At 68.6% G+C, this 18898-nt stretch carries 17 protein-coding genes; all 17 read right to left on the bottom strand.

Annotation, left to right across the window (positions count from 1 at the left end):
* Window positions 1–41: 41 nt before the first annotated feature.
* Window positions 42–3506 carry a DNA-directed RNA polymerase subunit beta gene (gene rpoB, locus N538_RS0110770; protein WP_051549168.1) on the bottom strand — a complete coding sequence of 1155 codons (3465 nt, stop codon included), beginning with the start codon at window positions 3504–3506 and terminating at the stop codon, window positions 42–44.
* A gap of 262 nt (window positions 3507–3768) precedes the next feature.
* On the bottom strand, window positions 3769–4503 hold the full coding sequence (locus tag N538_RS28390; protein WP_028637317.1) for a DnaJ domain-containing protein: 735 nt from the start codon (window positions 4501–4503) through the stop codon (window positions 3769–3771).
* A complete protein-coding gene (locus tag N538_RS28385; RefSeq protein ID WP_155992054.1) occupies window positions 4500–5105 on the bottom strand; it encodes a hypothetical protein in 606 nt (201 codons plus the stop codon). Before N538_RS28385 ends, N538_RS28390 begins: the two co-directional genes overlap by 4 nt.
* Window positions 5075–6349 (bottom strand): MCE family protein, encoded by a 1275-nt coding sequence (locus tag N538_RS0110755; protein WP_028637315.1) that lies wholly within the window; start codon window positions 6347–6349, stop codon window positions 5075–5077. Before N538_RS0110755 ends, N538_RS28385 begins: the two co-directional genes overlap by 31 nt.
* Window positions 6346–7764 carry an MCE family protein gene (locus tag N538_RS24865; RefSeq protein WP_081790422.1) on the bottom strand — a complete coding sequence of 473 codons (1419 nt, stop codon included), beginning with the start codon at window positions 7762–7764 and terminating at the stop codon, window positions 6346–6348. The genes N538_RS0110755 and N538_RS24865 overlap by 4 nt, the downstream gene beginning before the upstream one ends.
* The gene (locus N538_RS24860; RefSeq protein WP_036570150.1) at window positions 7761–8900 is read right to left on the bottom strand and encodes an MCE family protein; all 1140 of its coding nucleotides are present in this window, start codon (window positions 8898–8900) and stop codon (window positions 7761–7763) included. Before N538_RS24860 ends, N538_RS24865 begins: the two co-directional genes overlap by 4 nt.
* Window positions 8897–9880: an MCE family protein gene (locus tag N538_RS0110740; RefSeq protein ID WP_028637314.1), complete on the bottom strand. Its 984-nt coding sequence runs from the start codon at window positions 9878–9880 to the stop codon at window positions 8897–8899. The genes N538_RS24860 and N538_RS0110740 overlap by 4 nt, the downstream gene beginning before the upstream one ends.
* A gap of 64 nt (window positions 9881–9944) precedes the next feature.
* Window positions 9945–10979: an MCE family protein gene (locus N538_RS0110735; protein WP_028637313.1), complete on the bottom strand. Its 1035-nt coding sequence runs from the start codon at window positions 10977–10979 to the stop codon at window positions 9945–9947.
* Window positions 10976–12253: an MCE family protein gene (locus N538_RS0110730; RefSeq protein ID WP_028637312.1), complete on the bottom strand. Its 1278-nt coding sequence runs from the start codon at window positions 12251–12253 to the stop codon at window positions 10976–10978. Before N538_RS0110730 ends, N538_RS0110735 begins: the two co-directional genes overlap by 4 nt.
* A gap of 16 nt (window positions 12254–12269) precedes the next feature.
* The gene (locus N538_RS0110725) at window positions 12270–13097 is read right to left on the bottom strand and encodes an MlaE family ABC transporter permease (RefSeq protein WP_028637311.1); all 828 of its coding nucleotides are present in this window, start codon (window positions 13095–13097) and stop codon (window positions 12270–12272) included.
* A 5-nt stretch (window positions 13098–13102) separates the two neighbouring features.
* Entirely contained in the window at window positions 13103–13888 is a 786-nt protein-coding gene (locus tag N538_RS0110720; RefSeq protein ID WP_028637310.1) for an MlaE family ABC transporter permease, read from the bottom strand.
* Window positions 13889–13897: 9 nt separating this feature from the next.
* Window positions 13898–14851, bottom strand: coding sequence for an ABC transporter ATP-binding protein (locus N538_RS0110715; RefSeq protein WP_028637309.1), 954 nt, complete (start codon window positions 14849–14851; stop codon window positions 13898–13900).
* Window positions 14852–15147: 296 nt separating this feature from the next.
* Complete coding sequence (rplL, locus tag N538_RS0110710; protein ID WP_028637308.1) at window positions 15148–15543, bottom strand: 50S ribosomal protein L7/L12; 396 nt, start codon at window positions 15541–15543, stop codon at window positions 15148–15150.
* Between the two features lie 87 nt (window positions 15544–15630).
* Window positions 15631–16320, bottom strand: coding sequence for a 50S ribosomal protein L10 (gene rplJ, locus N538_RS0110705; protein WP_028637307.1), 690 nt, complete (start codon window positions 16318–16320; stop codon window positions 15631–15633).
* Between the two features lie 315 nt (window positions 16321–16635).
* Complete coding sequence (gene rplA / locus N538_RS0110700) at window positions 16636–17358, bottom strand: 50S ribosomal protein L1 (protein WP_036570147.1); 723 nt, start codon at window positions 17356–17358, stop codon at window positions 16636–16638.
* A 59-nt stretch (window positions 17359–17417) separates the two neighbouring features.
* The gene (rplK, locus tag N538_RS0110695) at window positions 17418–17846 is read right to left on the bottom strand and encodes a 50S ribosomal protein L11 (protein WP_028637305.1); all 429 of its coding nucleotides are present in this window, start codon (window positions 17844–17846) and stop codon (window positions 17418–17420) included.
* 142 nt (window positions 17847–17988) lie between these two features.
* Entirely contained in the window at window positions 17989–18894 is a 906-nt protein-coding gene (nusG, locus tag N538_RS0110690; RefSeq protein WP_036570146.1) for a transcription termination/antitermination protein NusG, read from the bottom strand.
* Window positions 18895–18898 lie beyond the last annotated feature (4 nt).

The following is an 18898-nucleotide window of genomic DNA, read 5'->3' as shown; positions in this document are numbered from 1 at the left end:
GACTGAGGGGCGGGGGCGTCACGTGGACGCCCCCGCGTGACTCAGACTTCTTCGACGCTGCTGGGCTCGCGACGGGAGAGGTCGATGCCGAGCTCCTCGGCGGCGCGGAAGACGTCCTCCTCCGCGTCACGGAGCTCGATCTGCGAGCCGTCCTGGCTGAGCACCTCGACGTTCAGGCAGAGCGACTGCATCTCCTTGACGAGCACCTTGAACGACTCGGGGATGCCCGAGTCGGGGATGTTCTCGCCCTTCACGATGGCCTCGTAGACCTTGACGCGACCAGGCACGTCGTCCGACTTGATCGTGAGCAGCTCCTGCAGGGCGTAGGCGGCGCCGTACGCCTCCATCGCCCAGACCTCCATCTCGCCGAACCGCTGGCCGCCGAACTGGGCCTTACCGCCCAGGGGCTGCTGCGTGATCATCGAGTAGGGGCCGGTGCTGCGCGCGTGGATCTTGTCGTCCACGAGGTGGTGCAGCTTGAGGATGTACATGTAGCCGACCGCGACGGGCTCGGGGAACGGCTCACCTGAGCGGCCGTCGAAGAGGTCCGCCTTGCCGGTGTTGTCGATCATCCGCACGCCGTCCCGGTTCGGGATCGTCGAGCCGAGCAGGCCGGTGATCTCGTCCTCGCGGGCACCGTCGAAGACCGGGGTCGCGACCTTGGTGCCGGGCTCCGCCTTGTCGGCGTGGATCTTGATCAGGCGCTGCTTCCAGTCCGCGGCCTTCGGGTCGTCGTGGAGGTTGACGTCCCAGCCCTGCTTCGCGAGCCAGCCGAGGTGCAGCTCGAGGATCTGGCCGATGTTCATCCGTCGCGGCACACCCAGCGGGTTGAGCACGACGTCGACGGGCGTGCCGTCCTCCATGAACGGCATGTCCTCGATCGGCAGGATCTTCGCGATGACGCCCTTGTTGCCGTGGCGGCCGGCGAGCTTGTCGCCCACGGAGATCTTGCGCTTCTGCGCCACGTAGACGCGGACCAGCTGGTTCACGCCCGGCGGCAGCTCGTCGCCGTCCTCGCGGTCGAACACGCGGACGCCGATGACCGTGCCGGACTCGCCGTGCGGGACCTTCATCGAGGTGTCGCGCACCTCGCGCGCCTTCTCACCGAAGATCGCGCGGAGCAGGCGCTCCTCCGGGGTCAGCTCGGTCTCGCCCTTCGGCGTCACCTTGCCGACCAGCACGTCGCCCGTGCTGACCTCGGCGCCGATGCGGATGATGCCGCGCTCGTCGAGGTCGGCGAGCATCTCCTCGGAGACGTTCGGGATGTCCCGGGTGATCTCCTCGGGGCCGAGCTTGGTGTCGCGGGCGTCGACCTCGTGCTCCTCGATGTGGATCGAGGTGAGGATGTCCTCCTGCACCAGGCGCTGGCTGAGGATGATCGCGTCCTCGTAGTTGTGGCCCTGCCACGGCATGAACGCCACGAGCAGGTTGGTGCCCAGCGCCATCTCGGCCTCGTCGGTGCACGGACCGTCGGCGATCGGCGAGCCGACCTCGACCCGGTCACCCTCGGCGACCAACGGGCGCTGGTTGATGCAGGTGCCCTGGTTCGAGCGGCGGAACTTCGCCAGCTTGTACGTCGAGTAGGTGCCGTCGTCGTTCATGGTCTCGACAACCTCGGCGGACACCTCCTTGACCACACCGGCAGCGGTGGCGACCACCACGTCACCGGCGTCGACCGCGGCGCGGTACTCGATGCCGGTGCCGACCAGCGGCGCGTCGCTGCGGATCAGCGGCACGGCCTGGCGCTGCATGTTCGCGCCCATGAGCGCGCGGTTGGCGTCGTCGTGCTCGAGGAAGGGGATCAGGGCCGTCGCGACCGACACCATCTGGCGCGGGGAGACGTCCATGTAGTCCACCTCCTCGGCCAGGACCTCGGAGACCTCGCCGTCGCGCTGGCGGACCAGCACCCGCTCCTCGACGAACTTGAACTTCTCGTCGAGCGGCGCGTTGGCCTGGGCGATGACGTAGCGGTCCTCGTCGTCCGCGGTGAGGTAGTCGACCTGGTCGGTGACCCGGCCCTTCTGGACGCGTCGGTACGGCGTCTCGACGAAGCCGAACGGGTTGATCCGCCCGAACGACGCGAGCGAGCCGATCAGGCCGATGTTCGGGCCTTCCGGGGTCTCGATCGGGCACATCCGGCCGTAGTGCGACGGGTGGACGTCACGGACCTCCATGCCGGCGCGGTCGCGGGACAGACCACCGGGGCCGAGCGCCGAGAGGCGACGCTTGTGCGTCAGGCCGGCGATCGGGTTGGTCTGGTCCATGAACTGCGACAGCTGCGAGGTGCCGAAGAACTCCTTCAGCGCCGCGACGACCGGGCGGATGTTGATCAGGGACTGCGGCGTGATCGCCTCGACGTCCTGGGTCGTCATCCGCTCGCGGACCACGCGCTCCATGCGCGCCAGGCCGGTGCGGAGCTGGTTCTGGATCAGCTCCCCGACGGTGCGCATGCGGCGGTTGCCGAAGTGGTCGATGTCGTCGGCGGTGATGTCGAGCGCACCCTGCGGCGACTCGACCTGCTCGCGGCCGTCGTGCAGCGCGACGATGTACTTGATCGCGGCGACGATGTCGTCGATCGTCAGCGTCTGCTGGTCGAACGCCTCGACCAGGCCGAGCTTCTTGTTGATCTTGTAGCGACCGACCTTGGCGAGGTCGTACCGCTTCGGGTTGAAGTAGTAGTTGTTCAGCAGCGTCTGCGCGGCCTCACGCGTCGGCGGCTCGCCCGGGCGGAGCTTGCGGTAGATGTCGAGCAGCGCCTCGTCCTGGTTCTGGGTGTGGTCCTTCTCCAGGGTGAGCATCATCGACTCGAACTCGCCGAACTCCTCGCGGATCTGCTCGTTGGTCCAGCCGAGGGCCTTGAGCAGCACGGTGACGTTCTGCTTGCGCTTGCGGTCGAGGCGGACACCGACCATGTCGCGCTTGTCGATCTCGAACTCCAGCCAGGCGCCCCGGCTCGGGATCAGCTTGGCGGTGTAGATGTCCTTGTCGGAGGTCTTGTCGGCGGTGCGCTCGAAGTACACGCCCGGGGACCGGACCAGCTGGGACACGACGACACGCTCGGTGCCGTTGATGATGAAGGTGCCCTTGTCGGTCATGAGCGGGAAGTCGCCCATGAAGACCGTCTGGCCCTTGATCTCACCGGTGTCGTTGTTGGTGAACTCCGCGGAGACGTAGAGCGGAGCGGAGTAGGTGAAGTCCTTCTCCTTGCACTCGTCCACGGTGTACTTCGGGTCGTAGAAGACCGGGTTCTCGAACGACAGCGACATCGTCTCGGAGAAGTCCTCGATCGGGGAGATCTCCTCGAAGATCTCCTGGAGGCCGGACTTGCTGGAGACGTCCTCGCCCTCGCCGCGGCGACGCTCGACGGCGCTCTGCCACTTCTCGTTGCCGATCAGCCAGTCGAAGCTGTCGGTCTGGAGGGAGAGGAGCTGCGGGAGCTCGAGAGGCTCGGTGATCTTTGCGAAAGAGATGCGGCGGGAGTTACCAGAGGTGGTGCGCGCGGCCAAGAGGTGTCCTTCGACGATTCGCTCTTCGAACAGCGTCGACCCACCACAAGATCAGCCACCGGGCAGGCTGACGAGCATTTGAGGGCAGACGCAAGTTCTCACCCTACCGCACGCGGGCGCGCCTCACAAACGGCGACAAATCCGCTGCCGACGATCATGAACGCCGATCCCGTTCCGGTCAAGCAGCGCGGCCGGGCGTGTGGAGGAGGGCGTGTCGGCCGGTCCCCCGGCGGCCGGCCTGCGCGGCACCCCGGCTGGAGGATCAGGTGTCCATGCCGGAGACCAGCCAGTCCCCGCCGACCTTCTCCATGGTGATCGTGACCCAGTTCTTGTAGACCTGCGGCGTCTTCACCTTGTCGTTGGTGCGGGTCTGGTTGACCAGCGCGTACACCTGGACCCGATCCTCGCCGGCGCGCACGATGCTCGAGCGGACCAGATCGGCCTTGAGCACGGTGCCGGTGGACGGCGCGTTCTCCTTGATGATGCCGTCGAACAGCTGGTCGTACTGCTTGCGGTAGTCACCGGTGAGGTACTGCTCGGCCGCCGCGCGGGACTCGTCGAGGTGCTTCGCGTCGTAGGACAGGATCGGCACGACCGCGCGCTCGGCGGCCGACTGGGCGGCCGAGGTGGCGTCCTCGACCGAGTGGTCCGACGGCTCGGTCACATAGACGTACGTCGCGACCCCGGCCACGATCAGCACCGCGGCCGCGAGCGCGATCAGCAGCCAGGCCGGGACGACCCGCCGCCGCTCGCCGAGGGGTTGCACCCCGGGCGAGGAGACCTCGGGCTCAGGCTCGGGCTCGGCAGGTGCCAGCTCCGCGTCGTACGCCGCACGCCGCTCCGGGTCGAGCAGCACCTCGGCCGCCTGGTTGAGCGCGCCGAAGCGCCGGTCGGTCGGGTCCAGGTCGGCGATCGCGGCGCGCCACGCCGCCCGGATCTCCTCGGCGGAGGCGGCCGGGCTCACGTCGAGGACGTCGTACCAGGTCGGGGCGCTCACTGGGTCTCCCCCGTCACCGGCGAGTAGTCGTCGACGAGCCAGGTGCCGTCGGTCTTGACCAGGTCGACCTCCCAGCGCAGCACGTCCTCCCCGCCGGAGACCCGCTTGGAATCGTCGTCGGGGTGCTTCGGATCGGGGTAGGTGCTGGTGAGGCCGGCGGCCACGATCGCGACGGCCGAGTCGGCGTCGAGGGACTGCACGCCCACGCCGAACACGTCGGCGGTGCGGGCGTAGCCGGCCTGCTGGACGGTCTGCTCCGCGATCGGGAGCCCGGACTGCTCGAAGTCGCTGGAGAACTTCGGGGTGATCACCTCGGCGACGCTGTCCTTGTACGTCGTGAGGTGGCCCTGGTCGTCGAGGTCGTCGGGGCCGTAGGTGTTGAGCCGCAGCACGAACTGCTCGGTCTGGGACATCACCGCCTCGCGCTCCGACTGGAGGTCGTCGGCCTCGCCACGGCGGTCGGCCAGCAGCCAGACCAGCAGGCCGGCGGACACCAGCAGCAGCACGACGAGCACGACGAGCAGGACGAGTCGGAAGGTGGCAGAACGCGGCGTCTCGTCAGTCCCGGTGCTCAGGGCAGCAGGGGCTGGAGGAACAGCCACTTCCACGACTCCTTCCCGAAGGCAAGCGGTGCCAAGGTACCGGTCGGCGCCAACGCCGGGTCCACCCGGCTCCCCCAGTGCAGCTTCGCGGTGTCCGGGTCGTACGTCGCGACCGGGGCGCGGTACTTCGAGTCGCCCGGCGGCAGGTTCTGCGGACCGCGCGCGTTGCTCATCGCGATCGGCTCCCGGCAGCCCGCCGCCGTGTTCATCGGCCGGTTCGACCCGTCCTGCGGGGGCCGGGTGTCGGTGCCCTCGTAGCCGTGGTGGCAGACCGGCCTGTTGGTGAGGACCATCCCGAAGTGCGCGTCGTACAGGCCGGTCTCCGGGGACTTGGAGACGACCGTGAAGCCGCCCTCCACGACGTAGGGGTAGATGACCAGGATCTGCGCGATGCCGTCGAGGTGCTTGACGATCACGTCACCGGTGGTCACCGCGTTGTTGATCAGCTGCCCGAGGTCGACCTGGTTCTCCTCCAGGAAGGTCCGCAGCTCGTTCGCGGTCGCCGAGCCGTCGTCGATGACCTGGCGCAGCGCGGCGTCACTGCCGGCCAGGCTGCCGCTGAACAGGCTCATGTCGCGGGCGAACGACCTGATGGCCTGCGTGGAGTCGAGCTGGCCCTGGAGCACGGTGTTGCTGTCGCGGATCAGCGCCGTCGTGGTGTCGAAGTTGGCGTTCGCCTCCTTGATGAAGGCGTTGCCGGTGTCGATGATCCGCTGCAGGTCCTTGCCGGTGCCGCCGAACGCCTGGCCGAGCTCGTCGACCGTGGTCGCCAGCGCCTGCTGGTCCACCGAGCTGGTGGTGTTCACGATGTCGCTGAGCAGCTTCTGGGTCGGGATCGGGGTCCGGGTGTCGTCCTGCGCGATCTGGGAGCCGTCGGTGAGGTACGGCGCGTTGTCGGTCTGCGGCTGCAGCTCGACGTACTGCTCGCCGACCGCCGACCGGTTGCCGACCACCGCCAGCGCGTCGGCCGGGATGTCGTCGTAGCCGTTGTCGATGTCCATGACCACGTCGACGCCGGCGTCGGTGAGCACCAGCTTGCCCACCTGCCCGACCTGCACGCCGCGGTACGACACCTCGCCGCCGGCGAAGATGCCGCCGGAGTCCGCGAAGTGCGCGGTCACCGTGTAGTGGTCGTCGAAGAAGACGCGGTCCAGCCGGGCGTACCGGGCGCCGACGTAGCTGACGCCGAGCAGCGTGATCGCGACGAACACGAGCAGCTGGATGCGGGTGCGTCGAGTGATCAACGGGTCACCATCCCCGGGACGAGGAGCCGCACCAGCGCGGGGTCGAACATCCGGCTGAGCTGGCCCATGGTCGGACCGTGTGCCTGCTGGGTCGGGCCGACACCGGTCCGGCCCAGGCCGAGGATGCCGAGCAGCGACGGCAGGCTGCTCGGGAGCCCGCCGGCCCCGCCGCCGGGTGCGCCCGGCAGGCCCGGGATCTGGTTGAGCGCGCGGCAGACCGCGGCCTTCTCGTTCTTCTTCTTCAGGCAGGCCTGCTTGAGCTGGGCGAGCCCCTGGACGCTGCTCAGCAGCTTCGTGCACGGCTTGCTGGTGAGGTCACCGCTACGGATGCACCGGGTGACCCGGTCCAGCAGGACGGTCGGGTCGAGGTCCGAGGGCAGCACGGTGGGCAGCTCCGTCGGCAGCCCGGTGGCACCGCCGGTCACGTCGAGGTCCAGCTGGATCGACAGGTTCGTGTAGTCGCCCATGTGCAGGTTGCGGGCCACCTGGGGGTCGCGCCCGACGACCTCGTCGACGAAGGGGTATGTCAGGAAGACGTTGAACGACTTCACGAACGCCGACCCGGCGTTGCCGAGCTCGGTGAGCACCGGGTTGAGCTGGCGGAGCGTCTCGATGGTCCCGGCCTTGGACGCCTCGATCACCCGGACACCGACGCCGCCCAGCCGGTTGAGCGAGGTCAGCATCTTGACCAGGTCCTGGCGCTGCTGGTCGATCGAGGTGAGCGCGCCGGGCAGCTCGTCGAGAGCGGCGTCGATCGAGCTCTGCTGGTGCCGCACGGAGACGGCGAGGTTGTTGAGGGAGTCGATGGCGTCGACGATGTTCTGCTTGTTGTCGTCGAGCTGGCCCATGAACTGGCGGATCTCGTCGAGCACCGACCGGGCGGTGTCCTCCCGGCCCTCGAAGACCTTGTTCAGCTCGTCGGAGATGGTCTTGAGCTGGGCCACGCCGCCGCCGTTGAGCAGCAGGCTCAGAGCGCCGAGCACCTCCTCCACCTCCGGGTTGCGGCCCGTGTGGTCGAGGTCGATGACGTCACCGTCGCCGAGCGGGTTGTCGGACGGGTTCTGCGACGGCGGGCTGAGCGACACGAACTTCTCGCCGAGGAGGCTGGTCTGCCGGATCTCGGCGATCGAGTTGTCCGGGAGGTCGGTGTCCCGCGGGATCTCCATGGTGACCTCGGCGTGCCCGCCGACCAGCTCGACGTCGGTGATCTGGCCGACGCTCACGTCGTTCACCTTGACCGTCGACTTGGGCACCAGGTCGAGCACGTCGGCGAACTCGGCCCTCACCGTGATCGGGTCGTCCACGCTGGTCCCGCCCGGGAGCGGCAGCTTGTAGACGTCGAAGTCGCAGCCGGTCAGCAGCAGCGCGCCGGCGAGCAGGGCCACCAGTGCCCGGACCATCCTGAGGGGCCTCATCGGTCCACCCCCACGAAGCCACCGAGCGACGGGTCGTACCGGTCACCGGTCGTCGCCGGGCGTGCCCCGCCGGAGCCGGGAGCCGGTCGCTTGAGCGCCTGCTGGACGAGGTCGCACAGCGCGCCGGAGTGGTCGGCCTGGCTGAGGAACCCGCAGATCAGCGAGGACGGGTCGGACTGCACCTGGTTGGCCAGCTCACCGAGGTTGGCGTTGGTGTCGAGCGTCCCGGCCTGCGGGTTGTACGTCAGCGCGAGGTTGTTCAGCGCCAGCGGGGCGGTGCCGAGGATCTCGTCGAGCTGGTCGCGGCGCTTCACGAGCACCTGCGAGACCCGGTTCAGGCCCGAGATGTTGCGGCCCAGCACGTCGCGGTTCTCCCGGACGAACGTGCCGACCTGGCCGAGCGCGGTCGCGAGGTTGCGGAGCGACGCGCTCAGCTCCTGGCGCTCGCCGGCGAGCATGCCCGACGCGTCGCTGAGCGACTGGTTGAACTTGCGCACGGTCTGGTCGTTCCGGGCGAGGGTGCCGATGAAGCCCTCCAGCTCGCGGGCCGAGCCGAACAGCTCGTCCTTGTTGTCGTCGAGGGTCTGGCTGAGCTTGCCGAAGTCCTGGATGGTCTGGTGGAACTTCGCGCCCTCGCCGCCGAAGTTCGCGGCCGTCGTCTCGAGGAGGTCGCTCAGCGCACCGTCCTTGTTCGCGCCGGTCGGCCCGAGTGCGACGGTCAGGTCGTCGAGGCTGCTGTAGATCTGGTCGAGCTCGAGCGGGACCGCCGTGCGGTCCGTCGAGAGCGTCGCTCCGTCGGACATCACGTCGCCGCCGGTGTAGACGGGCGTGAGCTGGACGAACCGGTCGCCGACGATCGACGGCGCGATGATCACGGCCTTGGCGTCGGCGGGGATCTTCACGTCCGCGTCGTAGGACATGGTCACGACCACGTCGGTGCCGGACGGCGTCACCTTGTCGACCTGCCCCACGGGCACCCCGAGGACCCGGACGTCGCTGCCCTCGTAGATCGAGATCGTGCGGGGGAAGTGCGCCGTCAGGGTCCTGGTGTCGCCGCCGCGGAACATCGCGAACGCGCCGGCGACCAGCGCCAGCACGATGATCGCGGGGACCACGGCCCTCTTCAGGATGCTCATCCCACACCACCGCCGTTCTGCACGTCCGGCACGGGCGGCATGTTCTGGATGTAGGTGTCGAACCAGGGGCCGCCGCCCAACGTGCTGGCGAACACCCGGTAGAAGGGCGCCATCAGCCGCAGGCTGTTGTCGAGGTTGTCCTCGTTCTTGTTCAGCACGAGGACGACGTTCTCGAGGTGCTCGAGCGCCGGCTTCAGGTCGGCCCGGCTCTGCTGGACCAGGGCGGTCAGCTCCTTCGACAGCTGGCTGGTGGAGACGAGCAGGTTGTGCACGGCCTCCCGACGGGCCACCAGGGCGCGGAAGAGCACGTCGGAGTCCTTCATCAGGCCGACGATGTCGTCGTCGCGCTCGTCGAGGACGCTGGAGACCCGCTTCAGGTTCTTCAGCAGCGAGTTGATCTGCTCGTCGCGCGCGGCGATGTTCGAGGAGAGCGCCGAGACGCCGTGCAGCGCGCTGCGGAACTCCTCGGGGGTGTTGCGGGTCAGGTCGGCCAGCGTGGTCAGCGACTTCGCGAGCCGGTCGGTGTCGATCCGCTCGGAGGTCTGCGCCAGGCCGGAGAACGCGTCGACCACGTCGTACGGCGAGCTGGTGCGGTCGACCGGGATCTCGGCGCCCTCAGCGAGCTGGCCGTCGCCGGCGGGCTCGAGCGAGAGGTACATCGCGCCGAGGAGGGTCTTGACCTTGATCGCCGCTCGGGTGTCGGTGCCGAACTCCGACGGCGTGTCCACGCGGAAGGTGACCTTCACGTGGTCGCCCTCGAGCGCGACGCTCTCGACCTTCCCGACCCGGACGCCGGCGATGCGCACCTCGTCGTTCGCCTTGAGGCCGCCGGACTCGGAGAACGCGGCGTAGTAGGTGTCGCCGCCGCCGATCAGCGGCAGGTCCTGCGCGCGGAACGCACCCAGGATCAGCAGGGCGATCACGGCGAGGCTGACGGCCCCGATCACGACGGGGTTGCGCTCGCGGAAGGGGACGCTCATCTTCGGGGCCCCCTCGACGTTGGTCGGAGGAGCGCAGCGGGGGAGAAGAACTTCGTGGGGTGAGTCATCCGAGATCACACCTGGGGCTGCCGGTGGTGTAGTCCACCGGGACGGACTGGCCTCCGGGCACGCGGATCCGGCCCTGGAAGTGGCAGAGGTAGAAGTTGAACCACGAGCCGTACGTCGCGGTGCGGCCGACCTTGTTGAGCTTGATCGGGAGCACCTGCAGGGCCCGGTCGAGCTCGGACTTGCCCGCGTCCAAGTTGCCGGCGACGCGCCGCAGCTGCTTGACGTCGTCGACGAACGGGCGGCGGATGCCGGACACCAGGTCGGCGGTCTGCACCGACAGCTGGGAGATCTTGTCCAGGGAGCCCAGGATCGCCTCCCGGTCGTCCTTGAGGCCACCCACGAAGGTGCGGAAGGTCGTGATCAGCCGGCTCAGCTGCACGTCGCGGTCACCGATGTGGTCGAGCACCTCGTTGAGGTTGTCGATGAGCGAGCCGATCACCTGGTCGCGGCTGGCCAACGTGTTGGTGACCGACGCCGTGTGGGTGAGCAGCTGCTCGAGGTTGCCGCCCTCGCCCTGGAACACCTGGACGATCTCGTAGGAGAGCTGGTTGATGTCGGCCGGCGACAGGGCCTGGAACAGCGGCTTGAAGCCGTTGAACAGCACGGTCAGGTCGAGCGCCGGCGAGGTCTGGGCGACCGGGATCGTGTCGCCTGCCTCCATCGGCGAGGAGTCGCCGATCTCGTTGGTCAGCGCGATGTAGCGCTGCCCGACCAGGTTGCGGTAGCGGATCGCGGCGTGCGTCGCCTGGCTCAGCTGCGTCGAGTTCTCGACCGAGAACGTGACCAGGGCGCGGGTGCGGTCGACGATCTGGACGTCCTTGACGGTGCCCACCTTCACGCCGGCGATCCGGACGTCGTCGCCCTTCACGACGCCGGTGGCGTCGACGAACTCCGCCTTGTAGTCGGTCTTCGGCGCGAACGAGATGTTGCCGATCGTCATCACCAGCACCGAGGTCGCGAGCGTCGTGATCACGATGAAGATCAGCAGCTTCGTGAGGTCGCCGGCGGTCCGGCGGTCCAGGCCCTTCATCGCAGCGACACCTCCGCTCCACGTGCCATCGGGCCGACGAGCAGCAGCCCCAGGTCCGGGACGTCGGCGGCGCTCATCCCGAGCGCGGGGCCGAGCAGGGAGCGCAGCAGCTCGTCCTCCTGGGTCGTCCCGACGGAGGTGCGGAAGTACTGGTTCGGTACGACGCGGTCGGTGCCCTTGCCGGTCGGCTCGTCGACGCCGTCGTTGAAGTCGGGCTGGTGCCGGACCGGGTTCGACTGCGACCACGGCGGGTTGGGCAGGTGCAGGCAGTTCTCGCCGCGGTCCTCGCCGTAGTGCGGCTTGTCCTGCGGACCGTAGGGGCGAGGCTGGTTCGGCAGCGTCTCGAGCACGATGTGCAGCACGAAGCCGCGGAACGCCTCGGCCTGCAGCTTGCCGGCGTTGACGATGCCACGGGTGAGGCAGGAGTACTCCGGGGCGTACTTCGCGAACACCCGGAACTGCTCCTGGCCGACGTGGCTGAGCCGGATCATGTTGTCGCCGTTCTCGTCCAAGAAGCCCTTGGCCGTGTCGGCGAACGCCGACACGTTGTCGAACAGCGCGTGCAGCTTGACCTCGCGGCCCTCGAGGGTGGTGCCGGTCTTCACGGTGTTGTCGAGGATGTCGGCGATCTGCGGCATCACCTGGGCGTAGGTGTCGGACACCTGTGCGGTCATCTTCAGGTCCTGGACCAGCGCCGGGATCTGCGGGTTGATCCGCTTCAGGTAGCTGTCGACGGTCTCGAGGTTCTGGCCGAGCTGGTCCCCGCGGCCCTCGAGCGCCGTGGCCATCGCGTTCAGGGTCATGTTGAGGTCGGCGGGCTGGACCGTGCGCAGCAGCGGGTAGAGGTCGGAGAGGACCTTCTCGACCTCGACCGAGACCTGGGTGCGGGTGATCTCGTCGCCGGCCTCCAGGTGGCCCGGCGCCGGGTCCGCGGGCACGTCCAGGGCGACGTACTTCTCGCCGAACAGGGTCTTGGGCACGATCGAGCCGGTGACGTTGGCCGGGATCGTGTCGATCTGGCTCGGGTAGATGCCGAGGGTGAGCTCGGCGCCCTCGGCGTCGGACTGGAAGTCGAGGACCTCGCCGACGATGACGCCCCGGATCTTGACGTCCGCCCTGGTGGGGAGCTGGAGCCCGATCGTGGACGTCTGGAGCTTCACCTCGTCATAGTCGGTGAACTTCTTCGTGAACACGGCATAGGTGAACCAGACCCCGGCGAGCAGGATCAGGATGAAGACGATGCCGAGGAGCTTGTGGGAGGCCGTCAGCCGCACTGGATCACCACCCGCGTCACCCGGCCAGCCGGACGGTCGTCGAGGCGCCCCAGATCGCCATCGACAGGAACAGGTCGATGACGTTGATCGCGACGATGCTCGTGCGCACGGCCCGGCCGACCGCGACGCCGACACCCGCGGGACCGCCGGAGGCCGTGTAGCCGTGGTAGCAGTGGATCAGGATCACCGTGACCGCGAAGACGAGCACCTTGCCGAACGACCACACCACGTCGCCGGGCGGCAGGAACGTGTTGAAGTAGTGGTCGTAGGTGCCCGTGCTCTGCCCGAAGAACTGGGTGACCGTGAGCCGGGTCGCGAAGTACGACGACAGCAGGCCGACCACGTAGAGCGGGATGATCGCGATCAGGCCGCCGATGATGCGGGTGGTCACGAGGAACGGCAGCGACGGGATCGCCATCACCTCGAGCGCGTCCACCTCCTCGGAGATCCGCATCGCCCCGAGCTGGGCGGTGAAGCCGCAGCCCACGGTCGCGGCCAGGGCGATGCCGGCGACCAGGGGCGCGATCTCACGGGTGTTGAAGTACGCCGACACGAAGCCCGAGAACGCCGCGGTGCCCAGCTGGTTCAGGGCGGCGTACCCCTGGAGGCCGACCTCGGTGCCGGTGAAGAAGCACATCGCGGTGATGACGCCGACCGTGCCGCCGATGACGGCGAGCGCGCCGGAGCCGAGCGTGACCTCCGCGAGGATGCGGAGGATCTCCTTCTTGTAGCGCCGCAGGGTGCGCGGGGTCCACGCGAGCGCCTTGATGAAGAACGCGAGCTCTTCACCGAGGCTGTCGAGGGTCCGGAGGGGCCTGACGTACACGGCCCGGATGTTCGCCATGGTCGCTAACCCGTCTTTGGAGGGACGAGCTGGAAGTAGATCGCGCTCATCACGAAGTTGACGACGAACAGGAGCATGAAGGTGATGACGACGGACTCGTTCACGGCGTCGCCGACACCCTTCGGACCGCCCGCGGCGTTCATGCCCTTGTAGCAGGCCACGATCGCGGCGATCAGCCCGAAGACCAGCGCCTTGACCATGCCCTGCCAGAGGTCGGGCAGCTGGGCGAGGGCTGTGAAGCTCGACAGGTAGGCGCCTGGCGTGCCGTCCTGCAGGACCACGTTGAAGACGTAGCCGCCGGCGACGCCGACGACGCTGACCAGGCCGTTGAGGAACACCGCGACCAGCATGCAGGCCAGCACCCGCGGGACGACGAGGCGCTGGATCGGGTCGATGCCGAGCACCATCATCGCGTCGAGCTCCTCGCGGATCTTGCGAGCGCCGAGGTCGGCCGCGATGGCCGATCCGCCGGCGCCGGCGATCAGCAGCGAGGTCGCGATCGGCCCGGCCTCGCGGACCACGGCGAGCACGGCCGCGGAGCCGGTGAAGGACTGGGCTCCGAACTGCTTGACCAGGCCCCCGACCTGGAGCGCGATGACCGCGCCGAACGGGATCGCGACCAGCGCGGTGGGGATGATCGTGACGGAGGCGATGAACCAGGCCTGCTGGAGGAACTCGCGCAGCTGGAAGGGCCGACGGAACAGCCCGCGGCCGACGTCGAGGCCGAACGCGAACAGCTTCCCCGCGGTCCCGACGGGTGCGAGCACCCGGCTCGCGGTGAGGTTGGACATGGGGTTGCCTCAGACCCCCGCCGCCACGGCCGTGTTGGCCTCGAACGAGCCCGGAGGGGGCGTGACGCCGTTCTGCCGGCACCACTCGCCGGGCTCGCGCTGGCTGCGGCGCGCGATGCCGTTGGACGGGTCGATCTGGAGCGGGATGGGCGGGAGCGGGGGGAGCTCCTGACCCTTCTCCGCCTCGAGCTCGTCGGCGTCCTTCTCCTCCGACATGCCGATCGGGCCGACCCGCTGGGCGTTGAGGAACTGGCGCACGACCGGCTCCTCGGAGGAGAGCAGCATCTCCCGGGGGCCGAACATCGCGAGGTGACGGTGGTAGAGCAGGCCGATGTTGTCCGGGACGGTCCGGGCGGTGTTGATGTCGTGGGTGACGATCAGGAAGGTCGCGTCGATCTGGGCGTTGAGGTCGACGATCAGCTGGTTGAGGAACGCGGTCCGGACCGGGTCCAGACCGGAGTCCGGCTCGTCGAAGAGGACGATCTCGGGATCGAGCACCAGGGCGCGGGCGAGGCCCGCGCGCTTGCGCATGCCGCCGGAGATCTCGCCCGGCAGCTTGTCCTCGGCGCCGATCAAGCCGACCAGGTCCATCTTCTCCATGACGATGTCGCGGATCTCGGACTCGGACTTCCTGGTGTGCTCGCGCAGCGGGAAGGCGACGTTGTCGTAGAGGTTCATCGAGCCGAACATCGCGCCGTCCTGGAACAGCACGCCGAACAGCTTGCGGATCTCGTAGAGCTCCTTCTCGGAGCAGGTGGCGATGTCGGTGCCCTCGATGACGATCGAGCCCTGGTCGGGCTTGAGCAGGCCGATCAGGGTCTTGAGGAAGACGGACTTGCCGGTGCCGGACGGGCCGAGCATCACGCAGATCTCACCCGCGGGGACGGTCAGCGTCACGTCACCCCAGATCAGCTGCTTGCCGAACGACTTCGAGAGGTGTTCGACCTTGATCTCAACGCCCATGTCCGCCCTGTCCCTCCATTGCCCCTGTGCTCTCCGGTGAAGCGCGCGCGCCCGGACCGGCTCCCCGGGCGTGGCTGACACGCTCCCCCGTCTCCCACTGACCGGTAACAACGCGACGACCGCCGCGAAGTTACGCGCGGGTTTCCTTCCCACTTCCTGCCGTCGTACACCTGTCCGGCGGGCCCGTCTGGACCGTCTGCGGCTCGGCCGGGAGCGGGGACGACACGAGGGGCGGTCCACCCGGATCGGGTGGACCGCCCCTCGTGGCGGTTCAGCTGCGGATCAGCTGGCGCGGGTCACTTGAGGGTGACGGTGGCGCCGGCGCCCTCGAGCGCCTCCTTCGCCTTCTCCGCGGCGTCCTTGGCGACCTTCTCGAGGATCGGCTTCGGGGCCGACTCCACGAGCTCCTTGGCCTCCTTCAGGCCGAGGGAGGTCAGCGCGCGGACCTCCTTGATGACGTTGATCTTCTTGTCACCAGCGGCCTCGAGGACGACGTCGAACTCGTCCTGCACGGCGGCCTCGTCGCTGCCACCGGCAGCAGCGCCACCCGCGGCCGGGGCCGCGGCAACGGCGACCGGGGCGGCGGCGGTGACGCCGAAGGTGTCCTCGAACTGCTTCACGAACTCGCTGAGCTCGATCAGCGTCATCTCCTTGAACGCGTCGAGGAGCTCGTCGGTGCTGAGCTTCGCCATGGTGGCGGTTCCTTCCATTCGGTGGCCCTGGCGCGTCGCGCCGGAGCCGGGTTTCAGGTGGTTGGTTACGTCGGTCCGAGCGGTGGCTCAGGCCTCGGTGGCGTCGCCCTCATCGGAGGTCTCGGCCTCGGCAGCGGGGGTCTCCTCGGCGGGAGCCTCCTCAGCCGCGGGAGCCTCGTCAGCGGGGGCCTCGGTCGCCTCGGCGGCCGGTGCCTCCTCGGCGGCGGCCGGCGTACCGGCACCACCTGCGAGGATCGAGGGGTCCTGCTCGGCCTTCGCCTGCAGCGCACCCGCGAGACGGGCGGCCTGGGCGAGGGGGGCGTTGAGCAGGTAGACGGCCTGGCTGAGCGACGCGAGCATCGCGCCGGCCAGCTTGCCCAGGAGCACCTCACGGGACTCGAGGTCGGCCAGCTTGGCCACCTCAGCCGCGTCGAGGGGCTTGCCGTCCAGGACGCCGCCCTTGATGACAAGGGACGGGTTCGCCTTGGCAAAGTCACGCAGACCCTTGGCCGCCTCGACGACGTCGCCGTTGATGAAGGCGATGGCGGTCGGGCCGGTCAGCAGGTCGTCGAAGCCGGAGATGCCCACCTCGGTGGCGGCGATCTTGGCCAGCGTGTTCTTGACCACGGCGTAGTTGGCGTTCTCGCCGAGTGAGCGCCGCAGGTCCTGCAGCTGCTTCACGGTGAGACCGCGGTACTCGGTCAGCACGGCGCCGGCGCTGTCGTTGAAGGACTCAACGATCTCCGCGACGGCCGCCTGCTTGTCTGCCCGCGCCATGGGTCTCCTTCCGGTGGTCGACCGCCACTCGGAGATCCCCAGGAAAGACGAACGCCCCGAGCGCAGGCTCAGGGCGGATGGTCCGGCGGAGTGCCGGTCCTGCTCTGTCACCTGCGCTGGCCGTCCGCGTCTCCGCGGAACCTTCGGTCGTGCTGCTGGCGCAGCCTGACAACCGGCGGTCTCTGGTTTCAGGAGGAACAGTACGGCGCTCCCGGGCCGCGCACCAAATCGGGCGCAACGGCCGAGTCGGCGCAGTCTCAAATGCGAGTCGGCGCAGTCTCAGCTGAGACTGCGCCGACTCGGCGTTGCTGGGGGTCAGGCCGAGGCGGCCTCGTCCTCGACCGCGACGTTCTTGGTGCGGTTCGGGTCGACCTGGACACCGGGGCCCATCGTCGTGGAGACGGTGACCTTCTTGATGTAGCGGCCCTTGGAGCTGGCCGGCTTCAGACGGAGCACCTCCTCCAGCGCAGCGGCGTAGTTCTCCGCGAGCTGGACCTCGGAGAAGGACGCCTTGCCGATGATGAAGTGCAGGTTCGCGTGCCGGTCGACGCGGAACTCGATCTTGCCGCCCTTGATGTCGGACACGGCCTTCGCCACGTCCGGCGTCACGGTGCCGGTCTTCGGGTTCGGCATCAGGCCGCGGGGGCCGAGCACGCGGCCGAGGCGGCCGACCTTGCCCATCATGTCCGGGGTCGCGACGACGGCGTCGAAGTCGAGCCACCCGCCGGCGACCTTGTCGACGAGCTCGTCGCCACCGACGACGTCGGCGCCCGCCTCACGAGCGGCCTCGGCCTTGTCGGCGTTCGCGAACACGAGGACGCGAGCGGTCTTGCCGGTGCCGTGCGGCAGGTTCACCGTGCCGCGGACCATCTGGTCCGCCTTGCGCGGGTCGACGCCGAGGCGCATGACGACGTCCACGGTCTCGTCGAACTTCTTCTTGCTGGTGGTCTTCGCGATCTTGATCGCGGTCAGCGGGGCGTAGAGCTCGTCCTTGTCGAACTGCTCCGACGCCGCGCGATAGGTCTTGCTGCGCTGCATGATGTGTTCCTACTTCCAGGAGATGTGGTCAGCGAGCCAGCGCGGCTCTTCCACGTTTGTCAGTCGGTCGTGACGCCCATGGAGCGGGCAGTGCCTTCGACGATCTTCATCGCGGCGTCGATGTCGTTGGCGTTGAGGTCGGGGAGCTTCGTCTGGGCGATCTCGCGTACCTGGTCCTTGGTCAGCTTGCCGACCTTCTCCTTGTGCGGGACGCCGGAGCCCTTCTGGAGACCGGCGGCCTTCTTGATCAGCTCGGCGGCCGGCGGGGTCTTCGTGATGAAGGTGAAGGACCGGTCCTCGTAGATCGTGATCTCGACCGGGATGACGTTGCCGCGCATGGACTCGGTCTGGGCGTTGTACGCCTTGCAGAACTCCATGATGTTCACGCCGTGCGGACCGAGGGCGGTACCGACCGGCGGAGCGGGAGTCGCGGCACCCGCCTGGAGCTGCACCTTGACCAGTGCGGCGATCTTCTTCTTCGGAGGCATGTTGCTTCTCTTTCTGTCTCGTGGTCATGACGAGGAGTACGTCGTACGCCTCTGCCACCGTGCTGCTGCCCGAGGGCAACCGAACCATTGTGCTGCGATCCCGGCCGAACCCGAAATCGCGGTCGGACGGGCTCGGGGAGCCTCAGACCTTCTGGATCTGGCTGAAGCTGAGCTCGACCGGGGTCTCGCGGCCGAAGATCTCGACGAGCGCCTTGACCCGCTGGGACTCCGCGTTGATCTCGGTGATCGTGGCGTGCAGCGTGGCGAACGGGCCGTCGACCACCATGACCGAGTCGGACACGTCGAAGTCGGCGACCTCGATCGGCTTCTTCGCGGCGCCGCCACCGGACCCGGACGGGGCACCGGCAGCGACTGCCTCCGCCTCCGCGCGCGCGACGACGGCGGGGGCGAGCATGTTCTCGACCTCGGACATCGACAGCGGGACCGGCTGGTGGCTGTGGCCGACGAAGCCCGTCACCGACGGGGTGTGGCGGACGGCCGCCCAGGACTCGTCGGTGAGGTCCATGCGGACCAGGACGTAGCCCGGGAGAACGGTGCGCTTGACCATCTTGCGCTGGCCGTTCTTGATCTCGGCGACCTCCTCGGTGGGGACCACGATCTCGTGGATGTAGTCCTCCATGTTGAGGGAGATGATGCGGTTCTCGAGGTTCGACTTCACCCTGTTCTCCATGCCGGAGTAGGTGTGGACGACGAACCAGTCGCCCGGCTTCGCCCAGAGCTCGCGCCGGAAGGCCTCGAGCGGGTCGTTCTCGTCGGGCTCGTCACCGTCCTCGGCGGCGGTGGGCTCCTCGTCGCCCTCGGCCCCGGACATCCCCCGGCTGCTCGCGCCGCCGTCCTCGGTGTCGTCGAGGCCCATGGCCGCGTCGCTGTCCTCGTCGGTGACCTCGGCGTCCAGGCGCGGGTCGTCCTCGACCTCGGGCCCGTCGTTCGGCTCGCCGTACTGGTCCTCGAGGGACGGCTCGACCTCGGGGGTCGTCTCCTCGGACTGCACCGAGTCGTTCTCCTGCTCAGACACGTACTGCTCCATCAAA

The sequence above is a fragment of the Nocardioides sp. URHA0032 genome (assembly GCF_000620645.1).
Lineage (GTDB): Bacteria > Actinomycetota > Actinomycetes > Propionibacteriales > Nocardioidaceae > Nocardioides.
The sequence above is the reverse complement of the archived record's forward strand: the minus strand, read 5'-3'. Positions and strand labels throughout refer to the sequence as shown.